The sequence below is a fragment of the Paenibacillus sp. JJ-223 genome (genome assembly GCF_927798175.1).
GTDB lineage: Bacteria > Bacillota > Bacilli > Paenibacillales > Paenibacillaceae > Paenibacillus > Paenibacillus hubeiensis.
This window is the reverse complement of sequence record NZ_CAKMMP010000024.1, coordinates 53,911-72,403: the sequence shown is the minus strand read 5'-3', so window position 1 is coordinate 72,403 and position 18,493 is coordinate 53,911. Positions and strand designations below refer to the sequence as shown.

Sequence of the window (18,493 nt, the reverse complement as noted above, 5' to 3'; positions counted from 1 at the left end):
GATTTCGCTATACGCAAGTATCCTAGCTACGCAGGGGCTTGGCCCCTCCTGCGACCGGACTTTCACCGGCTAGAAGATGCGTGCTTAGCTGGGCACGCCAACCGAAAAAAGGGGCGCATCTACGCCCCAAGTCTCAGCAAAAACATTTCAAGCCCCAGCACTTTGTCAATCGCGCCCGTCTTCATCTGATAATCCAGTTCCCCGAGGTGGCTCAATATAAGCCGCAAACGCTCGGTCTGGAATTTCCGCGCCTGCTCCCCGGCAATTTTGACAGCATATGGATGCAAGCCGAGCTGGGTCGCAATCTGCTGTTGAGAGTAGCTTTGCTGCCCAAGCTCCTTGACTTGGATCATGATCCGAAATTGGCGGGCAATCAGCGCGGCGATTTTGATCGGCTCTTCCCGCTGCTTCAGCAGCTCGTAGAATAGCGCCAGCGCCTTTTCCAAACGCAGGTTGGCAAGCTCCTCTACCAAGGCAAACACGTTTTGTTCCGTGCTGCGGGCCACCAAACGTTCAATGTCTGCGCGCGTGATCGTCCCGCCTTTGCCTGCAAAAAGACAAAGCTTGTCTACTTCGGCGGATAAGGTCTGCAGGCTTGTGCCGGCATAACTTACAAGCGTATCTGCCGCTCCCTGCTCGAAAGCTACCTCGTTCTGCTTCGCCAGCTTCACAATCCAGTTCAGCAGCTCATCTCCGCTAAGCGGGGCAAAAGCAAGCACGACCGCCTGTTTTTTCGCCGCTTTCACCAGCTTTTTCCGCTCATCCAACTTGTCTGCCTGAACGAGAAACACGATGGTGCTATATTCGGCAGGATTGTCCATGTATGCCAGCAAACGATCGACGTGGTGTTCGATTTTGGAATCCTTGCCGGCCGCAAGCAAATGCGAATCCCGTACAAAAATCAATTTTCGAGGCACGAGAAAAGGTACCGTCTCCGCTTCTTCCACCACCACTTCAATCGGCGTTTCGGAAAGGTCATAGGGAACGACCGCAAAATCGCGATGCTCTTCTTCAATGATCGTTTCTTTTAGCAAATCCGCAAATTGCTGTATTTGATATTTCTCCGACCCATACAGCACGTATACAGGGGCGGTATCCCCATTGCGTATGGCTTTCGCCGCACTCTTTACATCCATTCTCACGGTGCCTCCTTATCATCCCCTTTATCCTACCAGAAAATCGACCGAACAACAAAGGGACCTCCATCCGCGCGCGAATGAAGGTCCCTGGTCCTACATCTATATAAACGCTGACGACGACCGTTCTAGAAACGGTCAGCGAAGCGGTCATACGACGTCAGTTATGTCAACTGAATTAGGACGTTATGTTACTTTCAGTATACTGCAGGCAGACTCAAAACGTTCAGCCATTTTGCTAGAAAAGGCTTGTCACCTTCCATTCATTTCGCGGAAGTTTCTCCCGATGCGGGGGATACGGCGAAATATTTCTTGACGGTCGTCCCGTTCTGTTCTGTCGAGTAATTAAATGTTGTTCCATCCGACGTCCAGCCCGCCGATGTCAGCGTGCCTTCCAACTCCCGTTGCTCCACCAGGTTCAATGCGGCCGGATCATCCGCCGACCGGGCATACAGGCTCAATTGATTGTCAGTCTGCATAACCGTGTATGCTCCATCCGGGGAACTCCATTCTTTGGGAACAGAAGTGGAAGCAATCCCTTGATTCGGTCCAACCAGTCCCATCGCTCCGTCGGACGCTTTGGTTCCGTCCTGAACCTCGGGAGCCGTGATCCCTTTTTGGACGTCTCCTTCTTTCATCTCAGGCGTCTCGCTATCGGTCGCAAAGTTCTCGGGATCCACACTGTTCGCAGCCGATTCCGTTTCATCCGGAGTCGCCGGCGGCAAAGCCGAATCGGAACTTTCCGTTTTCTGCTCTACGCCGGGAGAGGCTTCGCCGACCGAGCTTTGGGGTGAATCAGCCTGGTTCGTGCTTGACGGCGCATCCTTCGAAGTTTGATCCTGGCTTGTCGTTGGTTCAGAGGTCGACTCCGTTGGTCCTTCGGTCGAATCCGGTTCCGAAACAGGCAGCTTCTCCTGCTCCCCGGCACTGTCCTGGGCTTCCGGGTTTTCCGACGTTTCAGGGGCCTGCCGTGTCTCGCCGGAATTTACAGCATCGCTTTCATGCCGCTTGGCTGCAGACGCATCATTACCGTTGACGTCCGTGCTGAGCGCATTTGGATCCGAGGCCTGGCTTTCCGCTGATCCACCGCTGCTCATCATCATTACATCGGCATTTTCAAGCTTTTCAGGCTGATATCCCCAGATGGCAAAGCCCAAAACGACAACAGCCGCCGCGGCTCCCACGGACATGCGCCCTACCATGGTATTTAACCATTGCTGCTTCGGCTTGCGTTCGCCGGACCGTTGCAGACTTTCGGTTGCAGCAGGGACAGGACTCATTTCCTGTATCGTGCTGCTTTGTTCTTTCCTTGCTTCATCAATGGCATCCAGCTGTGGCATAATGGCATCCACCAAGCTGAATTTCGGGGTCACTTGCGGCAAATCCTCCAGTTCTCTGGATAGAGCTCTGAGCAAACTAAAATTTTCGGCGCAATCCGGACATGTGGCTACATGCTGCAGCAATTGCTCGGTTTCCGCCTCTCCCAGATCATGATCCAGATACCGGTGCATCCATTCCACCACCTCATCGCATTTCATCCTGTCACACCACCCTTCTGATACTCCTGTAATAGATTCTGCAATTGCTGCCTTGCACGGAACAAATAGGATTTGACCGTATTGAGCGGAAGGTCGAGGCAATCCGCAATTTCGTTATATGACAAGTCCTGCAAATATCTTAGAACGATCACGGTGCGATGATGCTCGGGAAGCTTGTTGATCGCATCCTGAATATCCTTGGCCACATAGGTCGACATGACTTCCGATTCCACGTTCTGATTGTCCTGGAACACCATCTCATGTTCCTCGATGGACACCGACGGCTTGGCCCTCCGGAACTTGTCGATGCAAATATTCGTAACGATGCGTTGTACCCATGTTTTGAATTGTGCCTTTTCCTCGTATGAGTTAATTTTGGTATAAATTCGGATTAATGCCTCCTGTGCGGCATCCATCGCATCCTGTTCATTATTTAGAATGTAGTATGCGGTTCGGTATACATGCTGTTCAATATTCCGCAATAGGGTAATTAGAGCGTCGCGATCGCCCGATTGAGCGGCTCTGATGAGTTCCGGCTCTACCACAAAGGATCCCCCTCTCCCTGCAACCTTACAGACGTGACCATCAATAAAATTGTTGCAAAGTTAAGATTTTTTTTATTTTGCAAACCGCACGCTGCATGATTCGATCCCGAATGGATACGGGTACAAGATGACGAGATGGATCTCGCGCCTTTCTACCCCAGCCGGGAGCAGCCGTTTCGTATGCATGCAGACATGCTTCCACAACAAAATAACGGCGTATGTATCGTAAAGCCGCAGAAACTTATCTTAGAATAACAGAAATTGCATAATGCGTCACCAAGCGCTTTCAAAAGTCATATCCAGTACTTACACGACTTAATTCGAATGCAATAACATAAATTATAATTGCGATGCTTTCCGTGCTCAAAAAATATAAAAGTCAAAAATTGTACAAATTTTCAGCCGTTTTTAATGTAATTTTCATGAAAATAGTGTATTGTAAATTTACATTCATAACGCGAGGTGATGAGCATGCCTGCTCAAGCAAAAATCCAATTATTAAAAGAACAGCTCCCTAAGGAGTATCAAAGCATCACCCATTTTGTGGAACATGCGATGCAATCCTTGGACACATTGGTCGAAGAACATCGTAAATATACGGCTGCACAGGCATTATACGGCGAAAAAATCGTCGGGTCGGAAGAACGCCTGTATCATGACACCGTGATCGATGTCCGGGAACAGCTGCTGAAGACGCTGGAAAAAACCGTGGAAGACATTCTCCACAAAGGTGATAAACATTGGACCAAACATTTCAAGGACGGCGTTGAATAATGATTTAGTTCCTCTTTGAATGCTAAAAAAAACCGCTTGAGGAGCTTCCTTACGGAAAAGCCATCAGGCGGTTCTTTTATGTTCAACTATTTTAGATGATTTAGTGGATGGTATTAATAGTAACTAAAGAGCTTGCCTCCAACAAACGTAAGGGCTCGGATATTCTCAAGCGAGTCGATGTACATCCAAACTTCGATCTTGCCTTGTTTACTCATCTCTTGCGAGATGCTTCGCGGCTCTCCCCAAGCCAGGCGGGCTTGCGTTGTATTCATGCCGATTGCAACTTTACCAGCAATTATGTTGTTCCACATGGCTTGGGACCATTTGTATTTTTGATATGGATCATAAGACAAGAAAAGATCCTCTTCGTTCAGCCAATCCGTTACATCTGAGCTTTTGTTCCCCCCATACACGGATAACATTTTGCCTTTAGCATTTTTAAAGATGATTGTGTAATTCTTGATCCCCGAGGGATCCGTCTCCATCCGAATATCCGAAATCGTTACTTTACTGAATCTTTGGCCAAGTTCTGGATAGTAATTAATCCAATATGATTTACCAAGCAAACGGGCAAGACCGCCCAGCTCTTTTTGTTTGACCAATTTGGCTGTCTCCGCAGAATCCACGCTAATCACGGAGGCTCCCACGATCAACTTGGCACGCTTGAATTCTGTTTCCCATTGAACTTTCACACCGGAAATCTGAGAAAGGAGCGCTGCAGGAAAGACCGTTTGTCCATTTATGGTTTGCAGTTTCCCTTTTAGTTTGAGGGTCTTGCCGTTCCATTTTGCATCCTGGCTTCCTTTTTGAAGCAACAGTTCATCATCACCCCATTGAATCATGAAGTTTGTTCCCTTTACTTGCACCGTTGCGCCAAGTGCCTTGAACACGGACTGAACCGGCAGATAGATACTTCCATTGACCATGGAAGAGCCTATCAAGTTTTGTTGAATGCCCGCATTCAATTGAACGCTGGAATCGAGCTCACCTTTTTTAAATGTAATCCGGGTACTTCCAGCACCCTTGACTTGCAACTGTCCTTCACCTTTGTAGACAGCGACTTGCGGTTTTTCTACCGTAATCTCCCCGCTATTGGGTTGACGCTTCGTTTTGTACCCGTTTGAATATAATTCCTCCACCGAAAGGGCAAGGATATCCCCAACGCTCGCCTCTTTGGCCGAAGCTGCCAACGTCACTTTTTTCAGTGTCGGTCCGTTCAAGGGCTGCAGTGTTCCGTCTTTATAAATCCCCCATGAACCGTCAGTATGCTGTACATAAAGTTCTTCCAGATCAACGGAATACTCCAGTTTCTCGACCCCACTCAATCCCTGGAGCTGTTTACCCTCGTAAGTAACAGGTCGACGATGCCCCCGCTCATAGCTCCATACGCTTCCGTCGTCTTTGACTGCCAAAAACATACCGGAATTCAACCAGATCACAGATTTCACATGATCCGTCACTTCAATCGGCTGTTCCTGGACCATCATGTCGACCACAACGACCGAATTATCTTCCCTAAGTACGGCCGCATATGCACTACTTGTCGCAATCTGCTTTCCTCCGGGTACATTCCCCATCTTTCTGGAGATATTCCGTTGGTCAGCAATGTAATACACATCGCCATTGGATGTTAAAGCGCCGTAAGAATGGTAGCTGGATCCCAGATATGTACCTACATCAATGACGGATTCCAGCCCTTTAATGGCCTCCCCCTTATAATCGCGAAGTGTCCCATCCTTCAACAAAGCCACACCATTGCCGTATACCTTAACTAGTCCGTTATACTGAGTGATTACCGGTTTTTCATCCCTGTTTCCTTCCCAATAATAAACGCGTCCGTCTGTCGTCCATCCGAAAAGACTGCCTTGCGCAGCAGACACACCTGCCACATCCGTCGTTTGGGTCCATATGCCTTCCGTTGAATCCTTGGACCACACCGTCCCGTCATTCATGAGATAGGTATTCCGGTCAACAAGAGAGACTATAGAATTCGTTCCGTTTGCAGAAGCCGCATTTACTTTCATGGGTACTACGACGATGCTTGCCATCAGAATAACCATTAACCATAACGGAAGATATCGCATTATTTCTCCAATCTTGAACCCATTGGGCCCTTCCCATCTCCTACTCTCTTTGTCTTGAACGTTATCCATTGTTCGTATCCCCTCTGCTTCTGTGTGATGAAAGACATGCTGGTTATAAACCTTCTAAACATTCGGCAAATATCTAATTCTATTAAATTTATATTTCAATATTTAATGTGTTTTTACTCGAATTTAATTCAAGGGTTGTTCCTAATCCTTTAATGGATTGTACTGGAATGTACGTAATTCCGTTTATCACTTTTGGAGCTGCACTTAATGAAGCAGATTTGCCGTTATAAAATACGGTTTTGCTCCCAAGAGTGAGTGTTACCTTGAATTTATCTTTGGTTAGACCTATCGTTGCACGATCCGGATCATATGTAAACGCTGCATCCAATGCTTCTGCAATGTCTCGTAATGGAAGCAAATTACTTCCTTGATATTCTACCGGCTTATTGGCGAAATTAATTTTTTGATCATTAACATATACCACTAAAGAAGATTGCGTATACTGAGGTTTAGTTTCTTTCGGTTTTGTTGGTGTAGTTTTTTTTGTAGATGAAGAAGAACTGCTGGATGAAGAACCACTGGATGATTTAGTACTTGAAGAAGAACTACCACCATTATGATAATGATATTCCCCGTACTCCAATCCCCATTTGGCACAATTTGTCCAACACGTATGACCTCCATTGGAATCTGTTCGCCCGGGATGAGCTAATGCACTTGTTGCACTGGATAAAAGGAATAGAGACAATACGGAAGTAACGAGTACCCTTTTATTCATTTTAAACACTCTCCTACTGGTTCTATTTTCCTATGAATCATAACATACAAATATATGATGAAGAAATATATTCCTTCCATTAAGAAATGTCCGAGATAGCGCGAAGCGATGGCATACATTGTATTGAAATGAGCTTCAGGAAACTCTATGTTTTCAGCAGCCAATAGCTCCCTATATGCTTTAAATGTCTGACAAAAAAGAAAGTAATGAAATGCGCACGAAACATGAACAAAGCGGAATAAACACGAATACATATGGTTGACAAAACAGCACAAACATGAATATAATCGAACCGTAACTTGGTGATAATTTCCATTAGGAGGCGATTTTATTGTTCTCTGATGAACGTCGGGACAAAATTCTGGAGCTGCTTCAAAAAAACGGGCGTGTTCTTGCCAAGGAACTGGCTGATATGTTTGAATTATCCATCGATTCAATTAGAAGAGATCTTACAATTATGGAGGAGAAGGGTCTTCTAAAACGTACACATGGCGGAGCAATTCCAAGTTCTAAAGTTCGCAGCACTCCTCTCCCACCTGAATTACGTTACCAGGATGGAGCGCCACATCAAAATGCAATTTCTAAATTGGCCGCATCCTTCATTCAGGAGAAAGATACCGTCTTTATAGGCAGTGCTGGGATCCACTATGGCATGCTCAAGTATCTTCCTGAAATCCCTTTTACCGTTGTAACCAATTCAATTAAGGTCGCAGATACATTGAAAGATCGTAAAACAACAGATGTTTACCTTATCGGCGGTAAAGTAAAAAGTTCCGGCAGCATAACGGATGCCTTTGCAAACGAATTTTTGAGACAATTCACTTTAGATATTTGTTTTGTTACCGGAGGAGGAATTTCTAAAAATGGTGTAAGTACAGCCACTCCTGAAGTAGCAATGTTGGGTAGAGCAGCTGTTGAAATATCCAGGAGAAAGATTTGTCTGGCACCTCACGAAAAATTGGGAATTGATTTCTTTGCAAAAGAAGGTCCAATTACTGACATTGACCTTCTGATAACGGATGAAGAAGCTAGCATTGAAGCCATCGCAGAAATTGAAAATAAAGGTGTCAAGGTTTGTATTGCAAGAGTAACCGAGGAATCCCTATTAAAAAAGGAATAGATCATATCCATTGGCCCGGATGATCTATCCCCTTCTTCTAAGGAGTTGCTGCTTAGCAGCTCCTTTTTCATTATAACGGATTATGATCGCTATGAAACCATTCATTCTCCTCATCCCAACTGGTTATTGAACAAAACTACCCGTTAACTGAGAAAACGGCAGCCAACCGTTGTGTGCGGCTGCCGTAATTTTAAACAGAATCAAGCGACCAAACTGATCAAATTGCCGTCAGGGTCCTTTATGATCGCATAACGCTCGCCCCAAGGGGTATCGTTTGGTTCAAAATGCCCCTCATAGCCTCGTACTGTCAATCGGCAATACGATTCATCCAGCGCTTCCTTACTGTCAAACTGAAAAGCGAGCTCCATTCGATAACCGGCCGGCTTCGGCTGGTCGCCTAGAATCGTCTGCGCCGATTCCCAAGTATCAAAGGAAAGAATAATATCGTTGTATGGTACTTCGAAATGATGTTCTTCATTTGCCTTTTCCGGTATTTCCAAGCCCAATGCCCGATAAAAATCCAGGGACTTCTTCATCTCTTTGACGTAAATCGATAATCTTTTTAACTTCACTGCCATGCTTCACAACTCCTATCCATTGGTATGATAAAGCTCACCTCCATTGTATTGATCTTATAGACTGTCAAATAGGAAAAATCGGACTCCTTCGTTTCTTACTTATCAAGCTTCTAAGAGACAAGCCATAATATTGCTTAAATGTGTTGGCAAAATGGGACTCATCGTAATAGCCGTATTTGAGCGCAAGATCCGCTAAACTGGAATAACCCCCCCGAAAAAAATCCTGCAGTGTGCTTTGAAATCGGATTATCCCAAGCATCTCCTTCGGACCTAAGCCCAGCTCCTGATTAAATACCCTTCTAAGATGTCGTTCACTAAAGTGGACTTGATTGGCCAAATTCGTTACGGATAAATTCCCTTTTCGGCCATAAATAATCTGCAAGCTTTCATACACAAGTGGGTTCATTGCTATATCGCTATCCGCCAGCATTCGGACCAAATGATACTCGGCAACCGCAACAATTTCGGAGATCGTAGTGGCTGATAGTATCTCTTCTACCCAGTACATTTCTTTGAAACCCAAAACATCTTCCAAGTAGATACGCTGTCCCGTAAACGCCGAAAGAGGTATCTTTAGAATAGAACGAGCTGATTCTGAATATATCCGAATGCCAAATAATGATCGAGCTTCAGAGAACTGCAGCACTTCTGATCGAGTTGTAAGACCTACAATATAGGCAGCCTTTCGGCTGGATGGAGAAAGAAGATCCACGACAATATCGATACAGCCATCCGGTATAACTCGATGCGAAGGTTTGCCTGGAACAGGACGAAAATCCATGGTCCAAAAAGAAGCCACATGTGATTCCAAGCGAGGATTAGATGGATATTCCCGGAAATTATACCATGGCTGCTGCAGCTCCGGTTGCAATTTGAGAGAATGAACGGGATGGAATGAATGAGTCATCTCAATCCCTCCTTAATCAAGTTTAACCATATAAACCGCAATAACAAATCCCACTAGTGCACTGCGAGCACAGTACCATAGATGTTTTTTTGCAGTTTATATAGTTCCAATTGTTAGCTTAATGGGAATGAAAGCCGAACTTCTGGACGACTGTGGACGTAATATTTTTGAAATATCGTTACCCGTGAGAAATCCTGTAAACCGAATATAACTGGGGGTTTGAATAAATAATGAGGCCTCGAGACGATGGGGTTACACATAAGGTCATTACGTCAAAAAGCCCACCCAGAAGGTTGCTTTATGTAGTTTAAAGCTCAGGACAAGCAAAATCAACGTATTGAAAATATCTCTCCATCTCACCTTGTTATTGCGTAGATATCGCTCAGGAAACATACGTCGCTCGCGCAGTAGTTTCCGTGGCCTTCCGTTGGGATCGCCGCTGAGTTTGCCAGTTTCACAACATAGGAGGTTCATTATGAAAAAAGTAATGCTGTTCATCTTAATCAGTATGATTATACTTCCTGGCTGTTTTAACAAGGATGAGAAAGAGCATTATCCAGTTTACGAGGGAACTGTAGTATTTAAAACAGATGAAGATGACAAGTACAAATTTCTTGTTCTTCAAAATATAAGTAAGAAAGATTTAGAGAAAGGTAATCTTGAAGATTTTATAGAACTAGCACAAGACCAACCGGAAGCTTCGTATTATTTTGTCGATAAAGAGGCTTATGAATCAATTGATGTAGGGCAAAGAGTAAATATCACTGCTGACTTTAACCAACAAGAATCCTTGCCACCCATTAGGACGGTTGTGAATATTGAAAAAATCAATGAATAAGCTAAGCCGATGTTCATTTTCATGATGAGAACACATTCTATACTCACATAAACGAAATGTTGCTTGTTTAAATTAAAAGCAGCCCGTCGGGCTGCTTCACATACACCATAATACTTGGTTTTATTCCCTTCCAATGATAGATTAAAATGCAGTTTTAATTGATCTAACCTATCAGTTAACCGAATTAGGCACCGAGAGCCTTAATCTGATTCAAGTTTATGCCTGATTTCGATGTGTCCAGCTTTGATCCTCATTTGCACTTCCCCCATTTGATCCGTCCGATAGATGGCCGATCCCGACTGCTCAAGCCGCTCCACCACCCCCGCATTGGGATGCCCGTACAAATTGTTGACCCCGGCGGAAATAACGGCTGAACTGGCGTTCCAGTAGTGAAGCCAACCTTCGGCGGAAGAGGTTTTGCTTCCGTGATGCGCGACTTTCAAGACATCCACCCGGTGATTCATCATACTCATCGTCATGTTGTCGACGGCATCGTCCACTCCGGGATTCTGGGTTGCCTGTTCAGACCGAAGAAATAGCGGAAGCTGTGCTTGGAGAGCTGCACTCGGTTTCTCATTTCCCCGCAGTGCCTCTTGGGCAAACGCCTCCGCAAGCGAGCCGTCTTGAATACGAAATAATACATCCTGTTCCGCAGCCGCGTCCATGTCCCCCGTAAAGAGCAGAGAAGCCCCTGCCATCTCCAGCAAAAAGACGACCGAATGATGATTTTGCTCCTCGTCCACAGGCATGCCGTTTAAACGATCGGTCGAGGGACTGAGATCCGGCGAAAGAAAATACAATCGCGTTTGGTCATCAGCCTTATATGTCATGCCCTGCCTGACGGCATACAGCGGGATTTGCCTGTCCGCAGCAGTCTGAAGCAGTTTGTCAAAATTGTCCTTGCCGCTGGTCGTACCGTTAAAAACCAGGCGTTTTACCGGGATTTGTTCCAGTACAGCCTGAAGCCCGCCGGCATGATCCTGATCAGCATGAGTAACAATAATGGCATCCAGCTCATGAATCCCCCGTTTTTTCAAGAGGGGAACAACGACCTTTGCACCAACCTCGTAAGGATCTCTGCGAACCCTCCAGCCCTCGTCCGGCTTGGCGAAACTGACCGTCCCCCCTCCATCCACTAATATGTGCTTGCCGCCGGGCGTTGATATCAACGCGCTATCTCCTTGCCCCACATCCAGAAATTGTACCACTCCCGTGCCGGAAGGATACGGTGACTGATATCCCCACCATAAGCCAGCGATAAGCGAAATCGCAATCAAACCACATATCCAGCCGTGATAAGGAGACCTTTTCTCGCCATCATAAAATCCGGCACCGCGCGAAGTGAAAGCTCCCGAATATTCAGGCCATGCAATACTCGCAGAAAGCAAAGCTACGGACTGCCCCGATACATCGGAAACGCAAGGGACTTGATCCGAATACCCAGGCTGCGGCGTGCGGCCCACATCATACGAAGTCCTGTCCGCACTTGATGGAATAACGTCAGGGCGTCGGGAGAGCGGGGCCGTATCGTCCTGCAGCTGCGGGAACGGCAACGCTTTTTTCCCTAAGTTTCCCTTCTGCAAGAGCCTCAGCAAACTATAAAGTCCAATATAGTAGGCCGCAATCCACCAGATGGGCGGCGTTGGCCAAATCAATACAAAACCGGGGAAACGGTTCATCCATTCCACGGTCGCAAAAGTCAAATCATTCAGCACAATCGTGATCCAAGCCAATAGTTTGGCTGCGGGAAACCACACAAATCCGATGATCAGCGCAACCGTTCCAAGCGGAAGCACAATCACGCTGATGAAGGAAACCAGCAAAAAGTTGGCGACGAACGACAGGATCGAAAACTGGTTGAAATACAGAATGGTTACCGGAAAAGAAATCAGCTGAGCCGTCACCGTTACCGAAGCCGTGGCCGCAAGCGCTTTGGGCCAGCGGTCAAACAGACGATGAATCAGCGGCATATAAATCATCAGCCCGGCCGTAACCAGAAAAGATAGTTGGAAACTTACGTTTACCATGAAGTAGGGATTCCACCACATCATGAGCAAAGCCGCGGCGCTGATGATATGCAGACCGTCCCTCGGCAATCCTTTCCTTGCCATGGTTAAACCGATCATGGACATGATTCCCGCCCTGACGACGGATGGGGAGCCTCCGGATAACATGACATAGAAGGGCACCAGCAGCAGAACGATCGTCAGCGACGTTTCCCGTGTCAATCGCAGCAAGGACATCAGCAGCAGCAGGGAAGACACATAAACGGCAACATGCGTACCCGATATGGCCAAAATATGCGTCAGACCCAGCTGCGAAAACCCGCCGTACGTATCCGGATCAATATCTTTGGCCATGCCGATGATTAACCCTTTCATATATCCGCCGTGCGGCTCCGGAAACAGCCGATCGACAGCCGACCCCAGCTTGCTCCTTGCCTGGTCGTTTAGGCGAAATAGGTTGAAAGCCTTCCAACCCTCGGCCGGAACGGCTTCTACCGCGATGGCCCCCTTCACTTTGAACAGCCAGTGTATTTCAAGCGTCCGGAGGTACGCCCTGTAATCAAAGCCATCATAGTTCCGTGCTTCACCAGGCAGGGCCAACGTGCCTTCGAGCGTAACGGTATCGCCCCTCTGCCAAGCCGCCGCCGTCTGCAGCTCTTCCTCTTTGGCCAGCCTGACCTGTACCATGAACTTCTCTTTCCGGTGATCCAGAGTCAGAGGTTGGAAGCCACCGCTGGCCGAAGCACCAGGATCAATTTGAACTGAACTAACCTGCAGCTCAAAATCGGCCCGGTCCCCGTCAATGCGTACTTCGGAGTCCAACCTGCCTTGAACCGTGGCCTCCACTCCGTCAAGTTCGTCGCTTGCCATACCCGTCAGTTCGGCCAGATGGCTGACATTCCTCGTATCGTTCCATTCCCAATGAACGGCCCCGGAGGCAAAAGCTGCTCCAAACAAAATAACGATCCACCCGCGCAGGCCCAGCCATCGCAGCCATAGCGGGGCACAAGCAAGAACCCCAACCATTCCCCATAACAAATTCCAGCCGCTTAACGCAACCGCCATTCCGCTGCCGCATAGCCAACAAACGGTAAAACCAAGCAGTGGCCTGCCCTTCATCCTTCCCCCTCCTAATCCCGTAGCCAGAACGCAAAAAAACCTCTGGCAGCCGTTACGGCAACCAGAGGTTTTTCCTCATGGATCGTTCTTTCTGTATGAATCTTTGTACATGCAGCATGCAAAATTCAATCACTCACGGTCATTATTGTCTCGCGCGGCGGTTGATACTGCTCCAACTTGCGAAACGTAATCCCCTGCTGCTCCATCATTCGTCTGACTTTGCCCGTATCTTTCGGATATGGGCGATGGAACACGATTTCGGTAATCCCGCTGTTGGCGAGCATGTTGGCACAGGTCCAACACGGCTCATCCGTGACATATACGGAAGAGCCTTCCCGGTCGATCCGATCCGTAAACAAAAGCAAATTCTGCTCCGCATGGATCGTACGGATGCAGCGCTGTTTTTTGACCATCTCTTCCCGGCCGTCGGTAATGACCAACTCATATTCTTCCGAGATCATGCAACCTGCTTCAGAACAATCGGGAACCCCCATCGGTGCTCCGTTATATGCCGTTCCCAGCAATTTTTTGCCTTGAACAAGCACTGCACCCACATGGCGCCTAGGACAACGCGAACGAGTGGATACCATGTAAGCAATATCCATAAAGTATGTGTCCCAGTCTTTGCGTGCATCTGTTGCGCTCATGCCGTTTCCCCTTCCGTTGTCATATTATCGAAAATAGTGCATTAGCGGATCTGCACATAAGGTGCCATCTTCTCCAACATTTTCATACCTATGCCTTTGACTTTCGTCAAATCGCTGACTTTGCCAAACGGACCATGGTTATTCCGATAATCGATGATGGCTTGAGCTTTCTTCTCCCCGATGCCCGGCAGCTCCATAAGTTTGGCCAGCGGCGCAGTATTGACGTCGATTTTCCCGTTGTCCGGCTCCTGCGTTGCCGCAAGATGATCCTGCACCTCTTCAGCATGGCCAACGTTAGCGGGATCTGGCTGGGCAGAATGGATGAACGCCTGCTGTTCCGTTGTCGTTCCGGCGGTGTCATGTCCGCTCTCCACCTTAGCTTCATCCTGATTTCCAGCCATTGCCGCACCCTGCCTGGTTTCCGGAATGGAAGCCGGCACTTGATTCGCATCGGCTGGACCCGAAACAGCCGACGGAACGGCAGCAGTTTCCTGAGCCGTCGTCGGCATTTCAGTACCGGGCTGAACGGCAGTCCATCCCGAAGGCGGCTGCTCGCTTTTGCCCGACCACAATATCAGTATGCTCCCCATCACTGTCGCAGCAATAATCAATCCTTGTTTCCACTTCATTCTTTCACACACTCCCGTCTCCCATTGGATTAATGAACACGGGCGGTGCTTCCGAACCGTAAAGCGGACTTTGCGTCCAAAATGATTGATTTTCATGTCATGCCGGCAAGGGCATGACGCATAGACTAGAAGGAACATACTGCGCGCCAGTACCGTAAAGCATGAAAGGAGGCCTGAAACAATGAAGGTTGGATTTATCGGAACCGGCAGCATGGGCAGCCTGCTGATCTATGCCATGATCCAATCCGGAGCATTGGAGCCCAGGCAGATCGCCGCGAGCAATCGGACCCCTTCCAAAGTACGTCAGTTAACCCTCCGTTATCCCGGCCTGCATGAGTCCCAGAGCAATCGAGAAACGGTCATTCGAAGCAAGATCGTATTTCTGTGCGTCAAACCGCTTGAATTCAAGCATGTCATCGATGAAATTTTGCCTGTTCTGCAACCCGAGCAGATTATCGTCTCCATCACGAGCCCGGTGCAATTACGCCATCTGGAAGCATCGCTTCCTTGCAAGGTGTCCAAAGTGATTCCCAGCGTGACCCACCAGGTCGGCAGCGGTGCCTCCCTCTGCATTCATGGCGAACGAATGACAGAGGAGGACCGTGCCGTGCTGGAAGGCTTGCTCGGCCATTTCAGCAGACCCTACCAGGTCGACGAGCAATGCACCCGAATCACTTCCGATTTTACCAGCTGCGGACCTGCCTTCATCTCGTTTTTCCTGGAGCAGTGGATCGACAGCGCAGTCAAGCTTACAGGGATCAAACGCGCGGATGCCTGCGCCCTTGCCGGCGAGATGCTCCTAGGAACAGGCAAGCTGCTCACCGAAGGAGGTTACACGCCGCAGGAGCTTCAGGCACGCGTTGCCGTGCCCGGCGGTATTACCGCACAGGCACTTGCGCTATTGAAAGCCAATCTGGATGGTGTTTTCGACAGCCTCATTCAAACCACCCACGACAAATACGAGGAAGATTTGATCAAGCTGGATGAACTGTTCAGAGCCAATGAGATTAACCGGCAACAATATTGACCAGCTTGCCTGGAACGGCAATGACCTTGCGAACGGTCTTGCCTTCCAGCGCCTGTTTGACAGCGTCCATTTCCAAGGTCAGGTCCTGCAGTCCCTGTGCGTCAAGATCTTTCGCAACCGTTGCGCGAGTTACGATTTTGCCGTTGATCTGAACGACGATTTCAACCTCGGCATCGACCGTCATCGCTTCGTCATATACAGGCCAAGCTACATAACTAATTCCGCCTTCATGTCCGAGACGGCTCCACAGTTCCTCTGCCATATGCGGTGCGAGCGGTGACAGCAGCTGCACGAAGCTCTCCATCGAAGCCAGCGGCAGGCTCTCGGCTTTGTAAGCATCGTTGATAAAGATCATCAGCTGGCTGATCGCCGTGTTGAAACGCAGGTTCTCCAGATCGTCCGTCACTTTCTTGATCGTTTTATGCGTTGTGCGCTTGAACTCTTCCGTTCCGCCGTCAACCGTAATTTTATCGTTGATGGCACCGGTATCCTCGTTGATGAACAAACGCCATACACGGGACAGGAAGCGGTGCATTCCCTCAACGCCGCTTGTGTTCCATGGTTTGGTTGCTTCCAAAGGCCCCATGAACATTTCGTACAGGCGCAACGTATCCGCACCGAACTCGCCCACGATTTCGTCCGGGTTAATGACATTGCCGCGGGATTTACTCATTTTTTCGTTGTTCGTCCCGAGAATCATGCCCTGGTTCACCAGCTTGTGGAACGGTTCCTTCGTGCTGACCACGCCCAGGTCGTAAAGAACCTTGTGCCAGAAACGCGCATACAGCAAGTGAAGGACCGCATGCTCGGCGCCGCCGATGTACAAGTCAACCGGCAGCCACTGTTGTTGTTTTTCTTGCGAAATCAGTTCCTTGTCGTTGTGCGGATCGATGAAACGCAGGTAGTACCAGCAGCTTCCCGCCCATTGAGGCATCGTGTTGGTCTCGCGGCGCGCTTTCATGCCAGTTTCCGGATCTACCGTGTTGACCCATTCCGTCACATTGGCCAGCGGAGACTCGCCCGTGCCCGATGGTTTGATCTGGTCGATATCCGGCAGCAGCAGCGGCAGCTCCTCTTCCGGCACGGTTTTCATCGTTCCGTCCTCCAGATGGAGAATCGGAATCGGCTCACCCCAATAGCGTTGACGGCTGAACAACCAATCACGCAGACGATATGTCGTTTTGCCTTGCCCTTTGCCGTTCTCTTCCAACCAGGCGATCATTTTGGCGATCGCTTCTTCGTTGTTCAGGCCATTCAGGAATTCGGAGTTCACATGGGCTCCATCTCCGCTGTACGCCTCTTCCTCCACGTTTCCGCCCTCAACAACTTCAATGATATTCAGGCCGAATTGTTTGGCAAATTCCCAGTCGCGGGCATCATGTCCCGGCACGGCCATAATGGCTCCCGTTCCATAACCGGCAAGCACATAATCGGCAATCCACACAGGCACTTTAGCGCCGTTTACCGGATTGATGGCATAAGCACCCGTGAATACGCCCGTTTTGTCTTTCGCCAAATCCGTGCGCTCCAGGTCGCTCTTGCGAGCTGCCTGTTCCTGGTAGGCTGCGACCGCTTCGCGTTGGTCGGCCGTCGTGATGGCATCCACTAATTCATGCTCCGGTGCCAGCACTGCATAACTCGCGCCAAACAGCGTATCCGGACGAGTCGTGAACACTTTGATGACTTCCTCGCGTCCTTCGATGGCAAAAGTCACTTCCGCGCCCGTCGATTTGCCGATCCAGTTGCGCTGCATATCCTTGATGCTCTCGGACCAATCCAGTTCCTCCAGATCCTCAAGCAAACGCTCGGCGTATTCCGTGATCTTCAGTACCCACTGGCGCATCGGTTTGCGCACGACCGGATGCCCGCCGCGCTCGCTCTTGCCGTCGATGACCTCTTCGTTGGCAAGCACCGTACCCAATGCTTCACACCAGTTCACCGGCACTTCGTCTACATATGCCAGTCCTTTTTTGTACAACTGGATGAAGATCCATTGCGTCCATTTGTAATATTCAGGGTCTGTCGTGCTGATCTCGCGGTCCCAGTCATAGGAAAAACCGAGCGACTTGATCTGGCGGCGGAAATTGTCGATGTTGCGGAACGTGATGTCCCGTGGATGTTCGCCCGTATCCAGCGCATGCTGCTCTGCCGGAAGGCCGAAAGCGTCCCATCCCATTGGATGCAATACGTTATAACCGCGCATGCGCTTGTAGCGGGAAACGATATCCGTTGCCGTATATCCTTCCGGATGGCCTACGTGAAGACCGGAACCGGATGGATACGGGAACATATCCAATGCATAAAATTTAGGCTTGGACGGGTCCTCCCCCGTCTTAAACGTTTTGTTTTCATCCCAGAACTGCTGCCACTTTTTCTCCATGGTTTGCGGCTGATAGCCATGCTTTGGCTGATGATGTTCACTCATCTGTATTTCCTCCTCTGATCATTCCATCTATTGCAACAAAAAAACCTCAGCATCCCGTAGCGTTTGCAGCGCTAGGGACGAGAGGTTGATTTCCCGTGGTACCACCCTAGTTAGCGGACGAACGTGCTTCGTTGTCCACTCCCTTTGGACCTGTAACGGCGGTGAACCGATGCGGATTTTCCATTCCCCGAAGGGCAAGATCCTTACAGGCATCAAAATGGTGTAATCACCGCATTTCTCCAAGGTGAGTTCGCGATATACTGCCAATCGGCTTGCACCAACCGCCGACTCTCTGTCATGTGCAGGACTCGCTACTGATCCTTATCATCGAAA

At 48.7% G+C, this 18,493-nt stretch carries 15 protein-coding genes and 1 other annotated feature (1 of these 16 cut by a window edge); of the genes, 4 read left to right on the top strand and 11 right to left on the bottom strand.

Annotated elements, in window-relative coordinates:
* Positions 1–119 precede the first annotated feature (119 nt).
* The 3 genes from holA to L6H98_RS29585 form a co-directional block, all read right to left on the bottom strand.
* Complete coding sequence (gene holA, locus L6H98_RS29595) at positions 120–1,136, bottom strand: DNA polymerase III subunit delta (protein ID WP_236421298.1); 1,017 nt, start codon at positions 1,134–1,136, stop codon at positions 120–122.
* A gap of 263 nt (positions 1,137–1,399) precedes the next feature.
* On the bottom strand, positions 1,400–2,674 hold the full coding sequence (locus L6H98_RS29590) for a zf-HC2 domain-containing protein (protein WP_236421297.1): 1,275 nt from the start codon (positions 2,672–2,674) through the stop codon (positions 1,400–1,402).
* On the bottom strand, positions 2,671–3,219 hold the full coding sequence (locus L6H98_RS29585; protein WP_236421296.1) for a sigma-70 family RNA polymerase sigma factor: 549 nt from the start codon (positions 3,217–3,219) through the stop codon (positions 2,671–2,673). Before L6H98_RS29585 ends, L6H98_RS29590 begins: the two co-directional genes overlap by 4 nt.
* A 471-nt stretch (positions 3,220–3,690) precedes the next feature.
* Here L6H98_RS29585 and L6H98_RS29580 point away from each other — a divergent pair, with 471 nt between their 5' ends.
* Positions 3,691–3,993, top strand: a complete 303-nt coding sequence (locus tag L6H98_RS29580; protein WP_236421295.1) for a hypothetical protein — start codon at positions 3,691–3,693, stop codon at positions 3,991–3,993.
* Between the two features lie 113 nt (positions 3,994–4,106).
* Here the strand turns inward: L6H98_RS29580 and L6H98_RS29575 are convergent, their stop codons facing one another.
* Both L6H98_RS29575 and L6H98_RS29570 read right to left on the bottom strand, forming a co-directional pair.
* Positions 4,107–6,146 carry a copper amine oxidase N-terminal domain-containing protein gene (locus L6H98_RS29575; protein ID WP_236421294.1) on the bottom strand — a complete coding sequence of 680 codons (2,040 nt, stop codon included), beginning with the start codon at positions 6,144–6,146 and terminating at the stop codon, positions 4,107–4,109.
* An 88-nt stretch (positions 6,147–6,234) separates the two neighbouring features.
* Complete coding sequence (locus tag L6H98_RS29570; RefSeq protein WP_236421293.1) at positions 6,235–6,864, bottom strand: copper amine oxidase N-terminal domain-containing protein; 630 nt, start codon at positions 6,862–6,864, stop codon at positions 6,235–6,237.
* Positions 6,865–7,195: 331 nt separating this feature from the next.
* On the opposite strand from L6H98_RS29570, the gene L6H98_RS29565 reads away from it, so the two are divergent.
* Complete coding sequence (locus tag L6H98_RS29565) at positions 7,196–7,984, top strand: DeoR/GlpR family DNA-binding transcription regulator (RefSeq protein ID WP_236421292.1); 789 nt, start codon at positions 7,196–7,198, stop codon at positions 7,982–7,984.
* Between the two features lie 200 nt (positions 7,985–8,184).
* Here the strand turns inward: L6H98_RS29565 and L6H98_RS29560 are convergent, their stop codons facing one another.
* On the bottom strand, positions 8,185–8,562 hold the full coding sequence (locus L6H98_RS29560) for a VOC family protein (RefSeq protein WP_236421291.1): 378 nt from the start codon (positions 8,560–8,562) through the stop codon (positions 8,185–8,187).
* 64 nt (positions 8,563–8,626) lie between these two features.
* Complete coding sequence (locus L6H98_RS29555; protein WP_236421290.1) at positions 8,627–9,469, bottom strand: helix-turn-helix transcriptional regulator; 843 nt, start codon at positions 9,467–9,469, stop codon at positions 8,627–8,629.
* A 475-nt stretch (positions 9,470–9,944) separates the two neighbouring features.
* On the opposite strand from L6H98_RS29555, the gene L6H98_RS29550 reads away from it, so the two are divergent.
* On the top strand, positions 9,945–10,307 hold the full coding sequence (locus L6H98_RS29550) for a DUF3221 domain-containing protein (protein ID WP_236421289.1): 363 nt from the start codon (positions 9,945–9,947) through the stop codon (positions 10,305–10,307).
* A gap of 200 nt (positions 10,308–10,507) precedes the next feature.
* Here L6H98_RS29550 and L6H98_RS29545 read toward each other — a convergent pair whose 3' ends face one another.
* The 3 genes from L6H98_RS29545 to L6H98_RS29535 all read right to left on the bottom strand — a co-directional run bounded on the left by L6H98_RS29545 (position 10,508) and on the right by L6H98_RS29535 (position 14,708).
* Entirely contained in the window at positions 10,508–13,432 is a 2,925-nt protein-coding gene (locus tag L6H98_RS29545) for a ComEC/Rec2 family competence protein (protein WP_236421288.1), read from the bottom strand.
* A gap of 125 nt (positions 13,433–13,557) precedes the next feature.
* Positions 13,558–14,079: a dCMP deaminase family protein gene (locus tag L6H98_RS29540; protein ID WP_236421287.1), complete on the bottom strand. Its 522-nt coding sequence runs from the start codon at positions 14,077–14,079 to the stop codon at positions 13,558–13,560.
* Positions 14,080–14,120: 41 nt separating this feature from the next.
* Positions 14,121–14,708, bottom strand: a complete 588-nt coding sequence (locus L6H98_RS29535; protein ID WP_236421286.1) for a helix-hairpin-helix domain-containing protein — start codon at positions 14,706–14,708, stop codon at positions 14,121–14,123.
* 181 nt (positions 14,709–14,889) lie between these two features.
* Between L6H98_RS29535 and comER the strand changes: the two genes are divergently transcribed.
* A complete protein-coding gene (comER, locus tag L6H98_RS29530; protein ID WP_236421285.1) occupies positions 14,890–15,735 on the top strand; it encodes a late competence protein ComER in 846 nt (281 codons plus the stop codon).
* On the opposite strand, the gene leuS is transcribed toward comER, so the two are convergent.
* Positions 15,716–18,160, bottom strand: coding sequence for a leucine--tRNA ligase (leuS, locus tag L6H98_RS29525; RefSeq protein ID WP_236421284.1), 2,445 nt, complete (start codon positions 18,158–18,160; stop codon positions 15,716–15,718). The two genes, comER and leuS, sit on opposite strands and share 20 nt — an antisense overlap.
* Before the next feature lie 70 nt (positions 18,161–18,230).
* Positions 18,231–18,493: a binding site (T-box leader), on the bottom strand (it continues 4 nt past the right edge of the window).